At 52.4% G+C, this 17,289-nt stretch carries 15 protein-coding genes; 4 read left to right on the plus strand and 11 right to left on the minus strand.

The window, feature by feature from the left end:
• Nucleotides 1-241 precede the first annotated feature (241 nt).
• On the minus strand, nt 242-658 hold the full coding sequence (locus tag B212_RS0116005) for a VOC family protein (RefSeq protein ID WP_019911933.1): 417 nt from the start codon (nt 656-658) through the stop codon (nt 242-244).
• 192 nt (nt 659-850) lie between these two features.
• Between B212_RS0116005 and B212_RS0116010 the strand changes: the two genes are divergently transcribed.
• Entirely contained in the window at nt 851-1,831 is a 981-nt protein-coding gene (locus tag B212_RS0116010; RefSeq protein WP_019911934.1) for a zinc dependent phospholipase C family protein, read from the plus strand.
• 170 nt (nt 1,832-2,001) lie between these two features.
• Here the strand turns inward: B212_RS0116010 and B212_RS0116015 are convergent, their stop codons facing one another.
• The 6 genes from B212_RS0116015 to B212_RS0116040 form a co-directional block, all read right to left on the minus strand.
• Nucleotides 2,002-3,318 carry an MFS transporter gene (locus B212_RS0116015; RefSeq protein WP_019911935.1) on the minus strand — a complete coding sequence of 439 codons (1,317 nt, stop codon included), beginning with the start codon at nt 3,316-3,318 and terminating at the stop codon, nt 2,002-2,004.
• A gap of 139 nt (nt 3,319-3,457) precedes the next feature.
• Complete coding sequence (locus B212_RS0116020; protein WP_019911936.1) at nt 3,458-4,891, minus strand: HAMP domain-containing sensor histidine kinase; 1,434 nt, start codon at nt 4,889-4,891, stop codon at nt 3,458-3,460.
• Nucleotides 4,892-4,905: 14 nt separating this feature from the next.
• Nucleotides 4,906-5,592: a response regulator transcription factor gene (locus B212_RS0116025; protein WP_019911937.1), complete on the minus strand. Its 687-nt coding sequence runs from the start codon at nt 5,590-5,592 to the stop codon at nt 4,906-4,908.
• A gap of 20 nt (nt 5,593-5,612) precedes the next feature.
• On the minus strand, nt 5,613-6,377 hold the full coding sequence (locus tag B212_RS0116030; RefSeq protein WP_019911938.1) for a lantibiotic immunity ABC transporter MutG family permease subunit: 765 nt from the start codon (nt 6,375-6,377) through the stop codon (nt 5,613-5,615).
• Between the two features lies 1 nt (nt 6,378).
• Nucleotides 6,379-7,137: a lantibiotic immunity ABC transporter MutE/EpiE family permease subunit gene (locus B212_RS0116035; protein WP_019911939.1), complete on the minus strand. Its 759-nt coding sequence runs from the start codon at nt 7,135-7,137 to the stop codon at nt 6,379-6,381.
• Complete coding sequence (locus B212_RS0116040; RefSeq protein WP_019911940.1) at nt 7,130-7,849, minus strand: lantibiotic protection ABC transporter ATP-binding protein; 720 nt, start codon at nt 7,847-7,849, stop codon at nt 7,130-7,132. Before B212_RS0116040 ends, B212_RS0116035 begins: the two co-directional genes overlap by 8 nt.
• 145 nt (nt 7,850-7,994) lie before the next feature.
• Between B212_RS0116040 and B212_RS0116045 the strand changes: the two genes are divergently transcribed.
• Nucleotides 7,995-9,155: a glycosyltransferase family 4 protein gene (locus B212_RS0116045; protein WP_019911941.1), complete on the plus strand. Its 1,161-nt coding sequence runs from the start codon at nt 7,995-7,997 to the stop codon at nt 9,153-9,155.
• 127 nt (nt 9,156-9,282) lie between these two features.
• Here B212_RS0116045 and B212_RS0116050 read toward each other — a convergent pair whose 3' ends face one another.
• The 3 genes from B212_RS0116050 to pyk are packed head-to-tail and all read right to left on the minus strand — an operon-like array spanning nt 9,283 to nt 12,215.
• Entirely contained in the window at nt 9,283-10,200 is a 918-nt protein-coding gene (locus B212_RS0116050; RefSeq protein WP_019911942.1) for a helix-turn-helix transcriptional regulator, read from the minus strand.
• 6 nt (nt 10,201-10,206) lie between these two features.
• The gene (locus B212_RS0116055) at nt 10,207-10,770 is read right to left on the minus strand and encodes a GNAT family N-acetyltransferase (protein ID WP_019911943.1); all 564 of its coding nucleotides are present in this window, start codon (nt 10,768-10,770) and stop codon (nt 10,207-10,209) included.
• A gap of 26 nt (nt 10,771-10,796) precedes the next feature.
• Nucleotides 10,797-12,215: a pyruvate kinase gene (gene pyk, locus B212_RS0116060; protein ID WP_028530880.1), complete on the minus strand. Its 1,419-nt coding sequence runs from the start codon at nt 12,213-12,215 to the stop codon at nt 10,797-10,799.
• A 107-nt stretch (nt 12,216-12,322) separates the two neighbouring features.
• Between pyk and B212_RS0116065 the strand changes: the two genes are divergently transcribed.
• Together B212_RS0116065 and B212_RS0116070 are read left to right on the plus strand one after the other, a co-directional pair.
• On the plus strand, nt 12,323-13,105 hold the full coding sequence (locus tag B212_RS0116065) for a helix-turn-helix transcriptional regulator (protein WP_019911945.1): 783 nt from the start codon (nt 12,323-12,325) through the stop codon (nt 13,103-13,105).
• A gap of 141 nt (nt 13,106-13,246) precedes the next feature.
• A complete protein-coding gene (locus B212_RS0116070) occupies nt 13,247-14,410 on the plus strand; it encodes a copper amine oxidase N-terminal domain-containing protein (protein WP_036668231.1) in 1,164 nt (387 codons plus the stop codon).
• A gap of 914 nt (nt 14,411-15,324) precedes the next feature.
• Here the strand turns inward: B212_RS0116070 and B212_RS0116075 are convergent.
• A complete protein-coding gene (locus B212_RS0116075; protein WP_019911947.1) occupies nt 15,325-17,166 on the minus strand; it encodes a UbiD family decarboxylase in 1,842 nt (613 codons plus the stop codon).
• Between the last annotated feature and the right edge of the window lie 123 nt (nt 17,167-17,289).

The raw sequence follows: 17,289 nt of genomic DNA on the forward strand, positions 1-17,289 counted from the left end.
TTCATCTCAAACTTCGTATTACAATAGGTATATTTTACTAACACACTCATTGTAGGAGCTGGATATTAACGAAACTCCTAGCTTTTGTATGCAGATCGTAAAGAATCTGTTGCGAAAATGTTAACAAAACAGAAAAAGTCCTATCCACCGGACATGGCGAATAGGACTAAATTGCTTGCATGATTATTTTTTTATGAAATTTCATCGTCTACAGTGCCGAGAGCGCGCGGATGGATGTCTGTTATGCGTTTTCCGCCGTGTTTTCTTCCATGTACACAATCTCCCACAGATGGCCGTCGATGTCCTCGAAGCTCCAACTGTACATAAAGCCGTGGTCTACCGGGTCATTATACTTCTGGCCTCCGGCGTCCAGCGCCTTGTGAACCAGCTCGTCCACCTCAGCTCTGCTCGTTGCGGAGAAAGCCAGAATCACTTCGGTGTGGCCGGAGGTGTCGACGATTTCCTTGGATACAAAGGTCTTAAAGAATTTATTCGTCAGCAGCATGGCAAAAGTGTTCTCATTAATAATCATGCATGTGGCGTTATCATTCGTATACTGCGGGTTGAACTCAAAACCCAGCGCGGTAAAGAAGTTAACCGAAGCCTCTAGATCACTTACCGGCAAATTGACAAACAACTGACGAGCCTGAAACCCCATTTTCTGATCACCTCTGCATGTATTTTGAGTGTTGCCACTTGATTATAGCGTATATCCGCTAAAGTTGATAACAGCCGGATTCGGGTGTATTATTTTTTCACAACAAGAATTACATTTGGCTTGAGCATTATTCAATCTCTTCTAACACGCGGCCTGTATGCTGGAGATAAATAAGACGGGAGGGTGAAAGGAATGCCGAACATTTGGATGCATCTTGAATACGGACAGCAGCTCGCGGAGGAGTTCAGAGAGGAGTTTCCTTTTCTGGCGGATATGAGGGATCGCCCCGAGCTGTATCAGCTTGGCTGCCAAGGACCGGATTTTCTGCTGTATCACAGCTTTCTTCCCTGGAAAAAGGATACCCCGGCGCTCCGGTTAGGCGACCTCATGCACACGGAGAACTGCGGGCCGGTATTAATCGAATTCTGGCAGCGGACCCTTTCGCTTCCCCCTGCCGAGATGAAGGAAGCGCAGCAGTATTTCCTCGGATTCCTTACCCATCATCTGCTGGACCGCAATCTTCATCCTTATATTAATTGGAAGGCGGGCTACAAGCACAGGGATCACCAGCGCTTTGAGATTGTCCTCGACACCCTGTTCATGCAGCGGCTGAAGCAGCTCGATACCTGGCGAAACGCCTCCTGGAAAAAAATCAACGTCGGCTCCCAGATGCCCTTCTCTGTTCATACGATTCTCCACGAAACCGCTGCTAACTGGTACCCGGAAGCGAAACGGCTCCCGGTGGAAATCTGGCAGGAGGCTTATCTGGATATGCTGCTGGCTCATAAATGCCTGTTCGATCCGAAGGGCTGGAAGAAGGCGCTGCTATGGGGCAAAGCCCGCCGCCTGTTCTTCGCACAGCCATCCCCTGCCGAGGAACGGCTTGATTATTTAAACGAACAGCATGGCGAGTGGCGGCATTCCGCACTCTACTCCGAAGTGCGGACCGAAAGCGTCTGGGACCTGTGGGAGGAGGCGCTTGCGGAAGGCCGGACGGTGCTGCACGCACTCTCCGCATGGGTGAACAGTGCCGTGCCAGGGGAAGCTGCACGCGCACTGGAGCATTTCAAGCATGTGCTGGGCGACCGTTCCTACGACACAGGCAAGGAATGCAGCAGCAAGCTGAAGAATCTGTATGCCGAGCCGATCTGGGAAGCAGGCATCATTTCCTGACCGCTTGCTGCCGCTTGGAAGGCTGATCCGAAGCAGACCTCCGCAGGGAGGTCTGTTTTTGTGTTGCCCTTCAATGCAGCACAAACACCCGCCGCTTGTACAGCGGCAGGTGTCACATTCGAATGAACCGTAGCTCTCACGGACTCACGATTCAACCATTCGTATGGCGGTTATGCTTCTACTGTCCCATGCACCGGAAGCGGAGCCGGGTTGGGTGGCTCTTCGCCGTGCAGCGCATCCTGTTTGCCGCGGTTTACGTCGAGCTTCAGTACAATGGCAATGCCAAGTCCGAAGAACAGCAGCAGAGAGAGAATGCCCAGTCTTGGATTCCCGGTGAGCTGACCGACCAGGCCAAAGACAAACGGGCCAAAGATGGACGAGAACTTGCTTGTGATATTCACGAAGCCAAACAGCTCCCCGGTCCGCTTAGCCGGCATCAAATCGCTGAGCAAGGAACGGGAAATGGATTGGCTGCCTCCCTGCACCAGTCCTACCATGACCGCCAGAATGTAGAAATGCGTGGCACTCGTCATCCCGAAACCGAGAAGCACAATCAGCAAATAAACGAACAGCGAGATTAGCAGCATCTTCTTAGCGCCGAAGCGCTCCGCCGTTTTGCCCAGCAGTAGGGTGCTTGGAAAGCCGACAAACTGCGTAATCAGCAGGGCCAGAATCAGATCGCTTGAACCGATTCCCAGCGTGGTCCCGTAGATCGTAGCCATCAATATAATCGTGTTGATCCCGTCATTGTAGAACCAGAAGGCAGCAATCAGCCGGACCAATTGGGGGTAGCGCCTGATATCACGGTATGATCCGACGATTCTCCGCCCTGCCGCACGGACATACCCTCCAGCGTTTAAGCCGGTCAACTGCCGGGGGAGATTAGGCACACGGCGGATCACCGGAATGGAGAAAATCAGCCACCACAGCCCTACGGATACGAACGAAGCCCGTGTTCCCATCAGCGTATCCTTCATGCCGAACAACTGCGGCTGCTGGATCATCAGCAGATTGACCGCCAGCAGCACACCTCCGCCGACATAGCCAAGGGCATAACCCTTGGCGGAGATATCATCCCTTTTACCGGAGGGAACCAGGTCAGGCAGCATCGAATCATAGAAGGTCAAACTCCCGGCGAACCCTAGTGTGGACAGGACAAGCAGCGATGAAGCGAGCAGCCAGTCCCCTTCACCGACCAGGGCAAAACCCATAGTAGAAACGATGCCAAGCAGGGCAAACACGGTCAAAAAGCTTGTTTTGCGGCCTGAAACGTCGGAAATCGCACCGAGCAGCGGTGACACCAGCGCGACCAGCGCCATGCCGACAGCGTGTGTGTAAGCCAGATAGGAAGCGGCTGTATTTTCACCAAGTCCCTTCGCCGCCACCGAGCTGTAAAAAATCGGCAGCACCGCTGCCAATACCGTGGTCGCATAAGCCGAATTCGCCCAGTCATACATGAGCCAGGCGCGTACTGCAGATTTGTTCATTCGGATCATTTTCCTCTCACAGAACCAAATTTCCAAGCATTGTAAGCTTGTATTGTCTGCACCGAGTATACAGAGAAAATGTCAGCACGGTATTCAGCCCATGTTCGGGGAGTATTAATTTACGGTACGAATGGATACATCAAATGACTCCTGTATGCTCCACCTTCACACAGGCCCCGCCTGCGGGTGCATTGCTGAGCCGGATGGAACCGCCCAGCTTCGCTGCGAGCTGTCCCGCAATATAAAGGCCAAGCCCGGAATGCCCGTCCCTGCTGCCTCTTGCGTCATCCCCCCGGTAAAATTTCTGCATCGCCTTCTCCAGATCCCTGCGGCTGAACCCGGGACCGGTATCGCTAATCTCGTAGGAAATACGCTCCCCTTCTGTCTTGACTGACAGTGAAATCACACCTCCGTCCGGTGTATATTCCAGACTGTTCATCACCACATTATCGAGAATGCGCTCCAGCAGATCCGTGTCGGTATATAATGAACCCCCCGCAGCAGCATCCATCCGCAACATCATTGCAATGCCTTTCCGTCCCGCCTCCAGCTCGTAGGCCTTCATCTTCCGCTCCAGAAAAGGCGCAAGCTCAAAGGGCTGCGCCTGGAGTACAGAGCCCTTCCGCTCCAGATCCGAGGTATACTGCATTTGCCGCACCAGCTCGCTGCTCTTGTCCGCATTCTCGCAGATTACGCCAAGATAACGCTGTAGCCTCCCGTCCTTCTCCGCTTCGGAATCCATCAGCGCTTCGGCATATCCGCGGATGATGGACAGCGGAGCCTTCAGGTCATGCGCCAGCGCTTCGACCATCTCCACCCGTTCCTGCTCCATCCGCCATTGCGCAGAGAGCGACTGCTGAAGCTCAGCCTTCATTTCTTCAAAAGCGCCGCACAGCCGCCCCAGCTCATTATCCGCATGATAGCCGATTTCGAAATCGAGGTCCTTCTCCTTGATCTTCCGCGCGGCCTCCATCAGCAGCCGAAGGGGCTTATTGATGTTATTCGTAAATAGCCGCGAGAAAAGCAGGGTGAACAGGATAATATAAATGAACGGCGACAGCAGGGCAGCGATAAAAATGATCCTCAGCCACCAGTTGCCGGATTTCTGCACGTATGTAGGCTGCAGTTCATAGGACATCATCACTGCGCCTTTGATCACGCTGCCCGATTCAATAATCGGTACCGTCACCACAAACCGGCCCTGCATCCTGCTGGTTTTGTTGAAGAGCTTGTACAGCGCCTCTCTGTCCGGAACCTTGACTCCCTCAAGTGTGCCATATATTTTGCGGGCATCTCCGTCCACCACTTGATAATAGATCCCTTCGCCCGGAATCACCGCTTCCAGCGCCTGTCTGGCAGACGGGTCCAGCAGAGCTGATTTCTCCTGCTTAATATATCTTTCAATGGCAGGCAAATGCTTCTCATAGTAATTACCAGGATAAACCAGCTTGTTCTCCACCCGCATATATAGCATTATGGCCAACCCGTAGGTGATCACCGTCGCCACCACACTGCACAGAATAATAAAGGTAAAAGCCAGTTGAAACTGCGTTTTTAGCGGTTTTCTGTTCATGCGGCAGCTCCTTCTTACTGATTTGTCCATTTGTAGCCGATGCCCCACACCGTGGAAATGTAATCTCCCGACGGATCGGCTGCTGCCAGCTTGGCGCGTATCTTCTTAATGTGCTCGACCACGGTGGAAGCATCGCCTTCGGCGTCGTAGCCCCATATCTTCTCATAGATATGCTCACGCGAAAATACCTGGCCGGCATACAGCGCCAGCAGCTCGGTGATGTCATATTCCCGCCGGGTCAGCGTAACCGGCTCCCCGGCAACGCTTACCAGCCGTTCCTTCAGGCTTAGCTCAAGCCTGCCAAAACGCAGCCTGCTGATCTGCGCAGGCTTCTGCCGCGACCGCTCCTCCCGCCGCAGGTTGGCGTCAATCCGGGCCAGCAGCTCGCGGAGGCCAAAGGGCTTGACCACATAATCGTCCCCGCCAAGCGTCAGGCCGCGAACCCGGTCTGCTTCCGACTGCTTGGCGCTCAGGAATATGATCGGGCAGCTTACCTGATCGCGGATGCTGCGGCATACCTCGAAGCCGTTCATCCCCGGCATCATGATGTCGAGCATAACAAGGTCCGGTTCGCTCTCTGCAAGTCGGACCCCTTCAATGCCGTCATAGGCTGTCAGCACCTCGTGTCCCTTGGCCTGCAGCTCATCCGCGAGCAGATTAACCAAAGCCTCCTCATCGTCGATGATCAGAATTCTGCTCACCCTATCCCTCCTGTTCTCCGCTATTCGTAGCTCTTGCGGCCTTCCCATCTGCAAAACCATAGTATACTACAAACGGTTGCAATCAAGAACACTATACTTGCCGGAACCAGCCCCCGGATCAGCCCATCCCGCAGAAGCGTATGGGAATTTCCGGCCATGGCGGCCGCCGGAAGCCGGGCCAGTCTTGCCGGCCAGGACCATGGCACGTAAGGCCAGATGGGATCGCCAATGGAAGTTGTGCCTATAATGGCGGCCACCAGCAGCCCCGCTCCTCCTGCACCAATGGAAGCCCCAAGCCCGTAAGCCAGCGCCAGGAACAGATGGAATGTGCAGACTGCAAGGCTTCCCGCCAGTGCCAGCAAGCCGCTGAGCAGAAACATCTCCGCGCCGGGCTGTTCCAGATGAAGTATATACCGCATCCCGGGCAGCAGCAGGAGCAAGGAACCGAACAGGAATACTGCCGCCAGCAGAACAAGCAGAAGCAGCTTGCTTATATAGACCATCGTTCTTGACGCGTTCTGGCCGAGCAAGCCGTTGAAATGTCCGGCGTTCTCTTCTTGAGCAGCCAGCAGACCTGCCAGCAAGCCGGTACCCATTGGCAGCACAATGCTGGCTGAATCAAAGAAGATCTCGTGAATTACAAAAGGCAGCTCCGCCGTATGCGCCCGGCGCGCGAAATACCACAGGAACAGCGCAGGATAACCCAGAATCGCGGCAGCCGTCAGCAGGCGGATAGGCGTCCGCTTCGTTTTGAGCCAATCCGAAGACACCAAACGCAGCAGCAAGTTATTTCACCTCTCTTCGGGCAAACCATACTCCCGTGAGCCAGGAGCAGGCTGCAAAGAACAGCAGGGAAACTGCAATACCCGCTGGAATCACAGAGGTGTCCAGCAGCGGGTCGCCGGGAAGGAGCGGAACCCCGTTCGGGTTCACTCCAGCTACCGGACTCATCAGCCGCAGCGGCCAGCTCCACGGCACATAGAGCCAATTCGGCTTGGGAGCCGTTAATACTCCTGCGAACATGCCTGCAACACCAAGGCCTATGGATGCTGCCATTCCCTTCCACGCCGCCGCCAGCAATTGGAGCGGAATCAATCCCAGCGATACCAGCCAGACAAGCAGACTGGCGCTGACAACCTTACCCACGGGCAGGATTCCGCCTGTAACCAGAAGACCTGCGATAAGCACAGTGACTATGGTTCCCAGCGATGACAGCAGCATATAGTAGGCAAGTACTGCAATTTTGCCGAACCACAGCGCGTACGGATGAATATTATGCAGCCGGAGGCCACGGTAGCTGCCGGCTTTGCGTTCCCTAACCTCCGCCAGTGCGCAGAGCAGGGCCGTACCCAGCGGCACAAACACAAACGGCCACCAGTTGAACACCATACTGAGGAACAAGCTGCCCGGTATGCTCTCCCCTTGTGGAAGAAAGAGAAGGGCAACAAGCGCAAACAGCACAATGAACAGCGGAGCGGCCCATACCAGCTTCACCGAAAAGCTGCGTCTGTATTTTAAATGCTCAGCCTGAAGGATGTTAAGCATGCCGCACCCCCGCCTGTTCCCGGTTCTGCGCAACAACCTGCATGAACAATGCCTCAAGATCCTCGCCTTTGTGCATTTTGCTCTCATAGCCAAGCCGTCCGCCGCTAATGATCCCGATATGGTCGGCAATCTGCTCCACCTCGGACAGAATGTGGCTGGACAGAATGACCGTGATCCCCTGGGCCGGGAAGGAGCGGATCAGCTCGCGCAGCTCCTGAATTCCGAGCGGGTCCAGCCCGTTCGTCGGCTCATCGAGAATCAGCAGCTCCGGCCGGTTCAGCAGAGCAATCGCGATGCCGAGCCGCTGCTTCATGCCAAGGGAGAACTGCGATGCCCTTTTGGAGCCGGTGTCTTTTAAATCCACAGTATGCAGCACCTCTTCAATTCTCTGCGGAGGCAACTTGAGCAGCTTGGCATGTACCCGCAAATTCTCGCGGGCCGTAAGGTTCCCGTACAGCGCCGGAGCTTCAATCAATGCGCCGATCCGGTCAAGCTGCCGTCTCTCCCAGGGTTTGCCACCCAGCAGAATCTGCCCTTCGCTTGGCCGCAGAAGTCCTGTAATCATTTTCAGTGTTGTTGTCTTGCCGGCACCATTTGGTCCAAGCAGACCATAAATCGCTCCCCTTGGGATACTGAGCGAGACATTCTCCACGGCCCGCTGCCGCTTGAACCGCTTGCTTAGCTGCTTGGTTTCCAAAAGATATGACTCCATTTCATTCATCCTCTCTGTTCTGTCTGAACACAGCTTAACCAGAGAAAATAAAGATTCTATAATGTTTGTTCTTTAACCCCCGGTTAACGCCCTTGAAATATTCGCTTGCTAAGATCAGGGCAAGAAGAACACAGGGAGGGATTCCATGCGCCTAGCCTTATTTACAGACACGTTTCTTCCGCAGACGAATGGTGTAGCCCGTACGCTTAGCCGCTTAACCGGACATTTGAACCGCCGGGGGATTGAGCATCTGCTGTTCACGCCGAAATCCTCACCGGAGGACAGCTATCCTGACCCGGTGCGTCCTATTGCCAGCATCCCTTTTTTTCTGTACCCCGAATGCAGGCTGGCCCTGCCAAGCATGTCTTCCATCCAGAATCAGTTGAAATCATTCCAGCCCGATCTGCTGCATATGGCCACGCCGTTCAACATTGGCCTCTGCGGCCTCCGTTATGCACATAAGCACGGCCTTCCTCACGTAGCTTCTTACCATACCCACTTCGACCGTTATCTCGAATATTACCGGATGCGCCCGATTGTTCCCCTCTATTGGAAATACATGAAATGGTTCCACCGGTCCTGCGACGCCACCTTTGCCCCGTCCCAGGAAACGGTCAGCACTCTTTCCCGCCAAGGTATTGAGCGGCTGAAGCTCTGGTCCAGAGGAATTGACTGCCGGATGTACTCCCCGGACAAACGCAACGCCCGCAGAGTACGGGAACAGTATGGAATTGCCGCGCCGCTGGTATTGCTGTATGTTGGGCGGATTGCTCCGGAAAAAGATATCGCCACCCTCCTTCAGGCCATGCGGCAACTGCCGGAATCCCTCGCAGCCGGAATTCATTTGCTAGTGGTTGGCGACGGCCCGCTGCTGCCCGAGCTGCGGGCGAACGCACCTCACAATGTCACCTTCACCGGTGCCAAGCACGGCGAGGAATTGGCGGAGCTGTACGCCTCCGGCGACCTGTTCGTCTTTCCGTCCAGCACGGAAACCTTCGGCAACGTCGTGCTCGAAGCGATGGCTTCAGGTCTCCCGGTTATTGCCGCCGGTGCAGGCGGAAGCAAGGAACTGATCCTGCCCGGGGTTACCGGCAGGCTGTTTGAGCCGCAGAATCCGGGGGCGCTGGTGGAGGAAATCAGCAAAATAGCCGATCAGCCCGTACAGCGGGCAGCTATGGGCGTTGAGGGACGGAGAGCAGCGCTCGGGCGCTCCTGGGAGCAGATTTTCGACGGACTAATCACCGATTATGAAGAGGTCATTGATAACAGACGCGTGAAGAGCAGAGCGGGGATATTTACGGCTTGACCGGCAAAGGGGCGCAAGTCTGTTAACAGACAAAAAAACTATTGACTGTCCTAGCCTTTTTAGCCAGGGAGATCAATAGTTTTTTTGTTAGTTCATACTGAGAGCAGCCTGGATATCTCCCATCATTTCAGCCATATTTCTTCACCATCCGCTCTGCCAGGCTGCGCATCCTCTCCCTGAGGCTCTCAGGCTCAAGCACAGTAACCAGGTCACTGTGTTCCAGCAACCGTCCGAACCAGCCGCTCTCCTCTTCGGGAACGGAGAAGGACATCACCAGCCCAACTTCACGGACGTCCAGCAGCTCTGCGTTTGGAAAAGCCTCTTCCAGCAGCACCCTGCCCTCCGCCGCACAAAGCAGCTTGACGTTAATGCTGTGCCGGTGATCCGTGTGAGCTGCCAGCAGATCTTCCGCGTCTGCATGAGTGGCGGCAAAGGGCTTCGACATAGAAGCAGCCTGCCGCATCCGGGAGATGCGGAACAGCCGGTAATCCTGCTTATCGCGGCAATAGGCGAACAGATACCAGGCATACCATTTGTAGGTCAGAAGCAGCGGCTCCACACACCTGTCCGAAACTATATTTCGCGCATCCGTATACTGAAACCGGATCACCTTTTTCTCTTTTATCGCCTGCTCCAAGACGGCCATATCCTGAGCTGTATTCTTTCCTTCGCGCAGCACGCCCAGGTTCAGTTGAAATGCTTGCTGAGGCAATGCTCTGTCTGGAGAGAGCGCCATCATCTTATCCACCGCGTTCTGCGCCCGTTCATTGTCATACCCGGAGAGCAGCCCCTTAAGCGCAGCCAGAATAATCGCATAATCCTCAGCCTGCAGCAGTTGCCGGTTCATTTTGAAGCTGTCCACAATAAAATATCCCCCGCTTTGCCCCTGCAGCGAACCAACGGGAATTCCCGCAAGACTGATAGATTCGATATCACGCTGGATCGTGCGCGGCGACACCCCGAACTTCTCAGCCAGCACCCGGGCGCTGACCGTATCCCGGCCCAGCAAATAGACTACGATGCCCAGCAAGCGGTCGATTTTCATCTTCGGCTATCCCTGCTCCTTCTCCGCTGATTCCCGGCGGCTGACCAGCCACTCCTGTCCGAGCACCCCATATGCATAGGTGTCATGCCACATCGGCTGACCGTCAGCATCGGTCTTGAAATAACCAGTCTGGAGAAAATGCCCCTCCCGCCGTAGCCGCAGCCGCTCAAGCAGCCGCCAGGAAGGGGAGTTGCGCGGATCACAATGGGCCGCCACTCTTCGAATCTGCAGCTCGCCGAATCCATACTCCAGCAGCCGGATGCAGGCTTCTACCGCATAACCTTTGCCCTGAAATTGGCTATTGAACACATAACCAAGCTCCCACGTCCGGAACGGCTCCGGCTCCTGCTGCTGAAAATACAGGTTACCGATTACCTTGCCTGTATCCTTCAGGCATACCGCCCAAAACGCATGATCCGTAGAACGTCTGAGCGCCTCGTCTCTGCTGGCCTTTTCATCAAAAACACCGTAAGGCTCGTACTTCACGACCTCTTCCTGTGACAGATATTCGTGCAGGTCCTCCCAGTCCTCCGGCTTGAAGCCCCTTATCAATAATCGCTTTGTTTCCATCTCTTTCATCCTTTCACTACTCAATTCTAATGAATTTGATGAATTTTAATTAAATTAGTAGTTCCTGTTTTCGAAATAGGAACCCCGGCTGAGATGACAACACAATCTCCATCATTAATTATTCCTGTCTTTCTACTATTTTCGATGGCAGATTCAAACATATCATCCGTCGACCGCACTTGATTACCTAATACAGGTATAACTCCCCACATAAGACTAAGCTTTGGCAACACGCTGCGATGCTGGGTGATCGCAATAATCGGCGCTTTCGGACGATATTTAGAAATCATCCGGGCGGTAAACCCTCTTTCGGTTTGAGCAATGATGGCTTTTGTATCCAGCTCTAACGAAGAACTAACCGCAGCTTGGCTGATAATTTCAGTCACATTTGCTGAATGCTTCTTTTTTCGTTGTACAAACTGCTCTGTATAATTAATCATTGATTCCGCTTTATCTGCAATCATACCCATAGTGTGAACTGAACCCGAAGGATATTTTCCTGCGGCAGTTTCTCCGGAGAGCATGAGTACATCCACGCCTTGCAGCACTGCGGTAAATACATCGCTGACTTCAGCCCGGGTTGGTCTTGGATTGACCTGCATGGAATCCAGCATATGAGTAGCTACAATTACGGGCTTCCCAACGATGTTGCACTTCTCTATAATTTCCCGTTGAACCAGTGGAACCTCCTCGACCTGGATTTCAACGCCTAGATCGCCGCGGGCTACCATGATTCCGTCTGATACTTCAATAATCTCATCCAAATTTGCTACCCCCTCTTCATTTTCAATTTTGGAGATAATTTGGATATGCTCGGCATTCCTTTCTTTTAGAATTCTTCTAACTTCTTCAATATCGGCAGCTTTTCTAACAAAGGAAACCGCAATAATATCAATTCCATGATCCAGTCCAAACTTGATGTGAGCCACATCCCTCGTTGTAATTCCCGGCAATGTCGTTTTTATTCCAGGAAGGTTTACCCCTTTTCTCGGTTTTAATTTGCCTCCGTTGATTACCTTACAATGAATATCCGGCCCCTGAACATAAGCTACTGCCAATTCGATTAATCCATCGTCCAACAATATCCTTGAATCCGGTTTCATTATACTCGGCATATCTATGTAATTAACGGGAATTTTGTGAGAATCGCCAAGTATATCTTCCGTAGTCAAAATAATTTCATCATTCTTTGACAGTTCAACCGAGGCTTCTTTTAATTTGCCGATCCGGATCTCCGGACCTTTAATATCCATCAGTATGGGAATAACAACGTTGAGTTCTTCTGCGATCTGGCGGATTCTGCTAATTCTTTCACTATGCTCCTCCGGTTCGCCATGCGCCATATTGAGTCTGGCAATATTCATTCCATAATCAATCATATCCTTCAGTACCTGAGGAGAATCACAAGAAGGTCCCATCGTGCAGAGTATTTTTGTTTTTCGCATTTTCATGCCCCCATTCATTATTTTCCTACAATATAACAGTTAATGCATTATAGTCCCATAAAAAATAGTATTATGGATGTATTATTGTACGATGAGGTGAATAGGGCTTGTTAACAATTAGAGCACTACAAGTCGATATGACGGCTCCAATGTCGGATAACTCCGAAGGAGATTTTACTGACTTTCATTTTTGCTTAATGACCTATGGGAAATGCGTATATTGGGTCAACGATAATAGAATCGTCTTGAACAAGGGGGATATTCTTTTAATTCCTAATGGAATTAAATACAGATGGAAACAGATACCCACGGTATTCCATACAAAATATGTCGTTCATTTCGAACCAATTTCAAAGTACCCGCTATTGCCGATTCTTGCATCCAAAGTTTACTTACATAGGCAGGTAGGTTGTTTTAGTGTAATTTATGAGAAGATGAAAATTATTGGGAAACAATGGACTGAGAAGACACCCTACTTTGAATTGTATACTTCCTCAATGCTGATAGAAATCCTCATACATATAAATCGCGAACTGGATCGTGCGGATATCACCCCTATGAAACATAGGTACGTGGAATCAATGAAAAGATACATACAGGAACACTATCGGGAAAAAATAACGAAAGAAGAGCTGGCCGAAGTAATTCAAAAGAGTCCCAATCATACAGCCACCTTGTTCAGTTCGATTACCGGCCAGACGATAAGTAATTATGTTCACTCCATTCGGATGAGAACCGCTGTGTACATGTTGGAGGAATCTCAGTTAACAATCACAGAATTATCTGAATTTTTGGGCTACAATGACGTATCTTATTTCAGTAGAATCTTTAAGCAAATCATCGGAGTATCCCCTTCAGATTATTTGCTCAATAAATCAATACATCTCTAGAGAGCCCCGGAATCCATATTTTTCATACATTTTTAGTTTATAGCCAAACTTTACCGAAACCTTCCTTTTCCAATTTCGTCTATATGAACAGTCGCGCACTGGAGATAAGTCCTCATATTAATCCTGAAAGGATGAACCTCATTGAGAGTCAAAAAACTTCTTCTGCTCTCCGCCCTCTCTCTCCTGCTCTTATCCGCTGCAACACCGCCCCCGGCTTTGGCTGCACCATCGCCAACTACACAGGTTCTACTGACCTTTAGTAACGGCTATACCCTATCCAGTGATGAAAGGGGGGGAGGCCAAGTAAAAAATGGGGTCTCTTATATGCCGGCCTGGATGGTGGGCGAAGCCGGGATTAAGATCAAATGGGAGACTTCAGGTAAACGTGCTGTTTTTAGCGGCTGGGAAAAAAGCTTCACCGTACAGCTTGGCAGCCGCACCGGCGTGCTCGATGGAAAGAAGATCGACATTGGCGGGATTCCCTATATGTACAACAAGGAGCTCTATATCCCGGTTAAATTCATTGTATCCGCGCTGGAAGGCGGCCCTGTACAGTGGGATTCCAAGAATAACGTAATTCAGGCAACCGGTCTGCATATGTACCGCAGCTATTCTGAATCCTTCGGCGGTTATGTTTACTCCGTGTCTCCCGATTCCGGCGAGCTGTACATCTCCTCCGGCAAAAATGCAAAACGCAAGCTCGCCAGCCTTCACAGCGGGCTGGATGTTGTTGACCTCATTTTCGAACAGACACCGGCAGGCCTGACCTTGCTGCGCGTCAGCAACAATTACGGTGAACCGCATATCCACCAGGAGTATTACACCTTCCTTTTGAAGAACGGCAGCATCCTGCGCCAGGGCCATACCGATTTTCATACCACCTTCGGCGATCCCGCCCTATGGACAGATGGCAAGCTGGTGCTGAATGACGGCCAGACGCTCCGGCTGATTGAGGACGGCTCGGGAGCAGTCAGCGAAACCATTAATCTGACCCGCTTGATGGGCAGCACTGTTACGAAGAATGTATATTACAACGTTGAGGCTGTGTATCCCGATATACTACTCGTCCGCCCCGGCGATACAGCCTTTCTAACACTCGTCAACCGCAGCACCGGTGCTCAAACTGTGCTCTATAAGGAGCTCGTCGACGCCAACCGGCAGCATGTACTGGAGCAGACGGACGCCATGTTCCCCGGTGACTACATCCGCCTGACGGGACGCAGCGGCAACACCTTGACCTTTACCGGATATAACAACGTAGGCAAGGATCAGGTGTACACCTACACTTTACCGGCAGGGAAGTAACTCTTCTGTGAATGCAGAGGCGGGGGAAGGTTCAGGCGCAGTGATGGAAGCTCGTGAGGGGAGATTGACGGCACGGGATAGACACGGAACGGGAGGTTGCGGGACTAGCATAGAACTGGTCCAGGACTGGACTGTAAGGGAATGTATTGAACTGGTACGTAACTGCTTGCGAGTGGCGCGAAGTTGGGGTGATCTAGGCTTACTGGTCTGAGTCTCGGCTGAATTTAGGCTGGAGTTTTGGCTGAGTTTGGTTGGAGTTTGGCTGAGTTGGGCTGAGTCTGGCTGAGTTGGGCTGAATTGGGCTGGAGTTGAGCTGAGTTGGGCTAGAGTTGGGCTGGAGTTGAGCTGAGTTGGGCTAGAGTTGGGCTGAGTTGGGCTGGAGTTGAGCTGAGTTGGGCTAGAGTTGGGCTGAACTGGGCTGAGTTGGGCTGAGTTGGGCTGAGTTGGGCTGAGTTGGGCTGAGTTGGGCTGAGTTGGGCTGGAGCATTCTAATTGTATTTGCTGCAGTTATTTTAGGGAAAAATGGTTGCTTCTCAACTTTAGATGTATTTGCTGCAGTTAGATTAGACCAAATAGGCTCTTAACGCCGAATCCCGTCCAAGTAATTGTATAAAATGCAGGTATCTCTTGAAAGCACCTATTTTTTGCGTTTTTAACTGTACAAAATACAATTAGCGCCAACTAGGCAGCCGATGCTCGCCCGCACCTGATTTTACGTCCTATACAGTTGATGTTACTATCACAGCGATCCTATGAACCTTTCCTTACAAGTGTCTTAAAAAAACCGCGGCATGCGTCCTTTGCGCCCGCCGCCGCGGTTAGCCATTACTTTTTACGCCACCCCGCTGTATAGTTGTTGCGGTAGTTCAGCTCCTCTTCTGCACTTCCTGCGGGGATCTGCCCCAAAGACGGACCTATCGCCGGAGATTCAGACGGCCCAGACTGGCCTCTGCCGCAAACAGCCGTTCAATATTCCGCTCCACAGCAGGATCGGGAATGAGAGGCGGTGCCTGGTGCGGCTTCACGCGGGCATCAATGATGACATTGTCGCAAGCCCAATGCTTGTTCTCCACCGTGCTGTTCACACCGTAAATGTCATGCGAGGGATTGCTGCGTGTGAAGGTGGCCCACAGGAAGTTGCTCAAGGTCTCGCTCATGAACAGACTGTCATCACACAAAATGAGCATAGGGCAGGACTCGAGCGGACCTTGCTCCTGGATGGTGTCGCACAACTTGTCTATTTCGAGCTGCGCTTCCTTGTAGCTCACGAACTTTGGTCCCTGCACCGCCACGATGCCGGGCATAATCATGCGGGCCTGCCCAAATACCGGCAACGTCTTCAGCAGCCCCGGCACCTCTGTGCATAAACTCCGCTTCTGCTCCCCCACCGCCGCGAAAACCACTTTGCTGCCGCTGTTGATTCCCGTACCGGAATAGTCCAAGGTATCAATCGTTGTATTCGTCTGAAAATGAATATCCCGCCGCAGATTGATCCGCTCCAGAATATAAGTCAGGAAATCGGGGATATCATGCGTGCTAATCGCCCGTTCTTCTTCCGCAGTAATGAACAGATACTTCGCTAAGCTGAGCTGGCCGGTCCCGAGTATGCGGTTGGCAATGGTCAGAAGCTCCGCAGGCTGCTTGAGCTGCTGATAAGGCGTGTAGCGCTCACTGCCGATAGCGAACAGCAGCGGATGCACACCCGCCGCATCTATGGCATGCACCTCTTTAACCCCCGGCACCTCCGACTTCACAGCCCCGCCGGTCAACTCATGGATCAATTCCCCGAAGGAGGTATCCTCCTGCGGCGGGCGTCCGACAACGGTGAAGGGAAAGATCGCCCCTTTTTTGGCATATACCTTATGCACCTTCATAACGGGGAAGGGATGAGTCAGGCTGTAGTAGCCCAAATGGTCGCCAAAAGGCCCCTCAGGCCGGGTCTCACCGGGATAAATCTCGCCCGTTATGACAAAATCGGCATCGCTGCTGATGCAGTAGCCGTCCACATAGCTGTACCGGAAATGGCGTCCGGCAAGCAGTCCGGCAAAGGTCATTTCGCTGAGGCCCTCCGGCAGCGGCATCACCGCGGACAGTGTATGGGCCGGCGGACCGCCGATGAAGCAGCTAACCTTCAGCGGCTGGCCTTTTTTTGTCGCCTGCGCCTGATGGATGCCGATTCCCCGGTGAATCTGGTAATGGACACCGACCTCCTTGTTCAGCTCGTACTCATTGCCGCTAAGCTGGATACGGTACATGCCAAGGTTGGAATTCATAATCCCCGGCTTATCCGGGTCCTCGGAATAGACCTGCGGCAGCGTCACGAACGCCCCGCCGTCCTCCGGCCAATGCTTGATCTGCGGCAGATCGGAGATTTGAATCTCCTCGAAGCCGGAGGGAACTCCGCCCCGCTTCTTCAGCGGCAGCGCTTTTCTCGCCGAGAGGCCCGTTCCAATATATTTGAAAGGCTGCTTGAGCGCCTTCATGGGATCACTGCGCAGAGCAATAACTGCCTGGGACGATTCCCAGGTATCGCGGAATATGAACTTGCTGCGTTCAATAGTCCCGAACAGATTCGACACCGCGCGGTACTTCGAGCCTTTGACCTTCTCGAACAGCAGGGCCGGACCTCCCGCCTCATAGACCTTCAGATGAATCGCCGCCATCTCAAGATGGGGATCAACTTCCTCATGAATACGGATCAGATGTCCGTGCTTCTCCAAATCCATAATACATTCTTCCATATTGCGGTATCTCATGGTCTTACTCCAATCTTCAGAAGAAATGTGAACTCTCTTTATTATCAATGAGGGGAGACTCAAGGTCAACGCCAGGGAGGATTTAAGACCACGCGAACTCTTCTGCTGCACTTTCTGCAATAG

The organism is Paenibacillus sp. HW567 (assembly GCF_000374185.1).
Lineage (GTDB): Bacteria > Bacillota > Bacilli > Paenibacillales > Paenibacillaceae > Paenibacillus_AQ.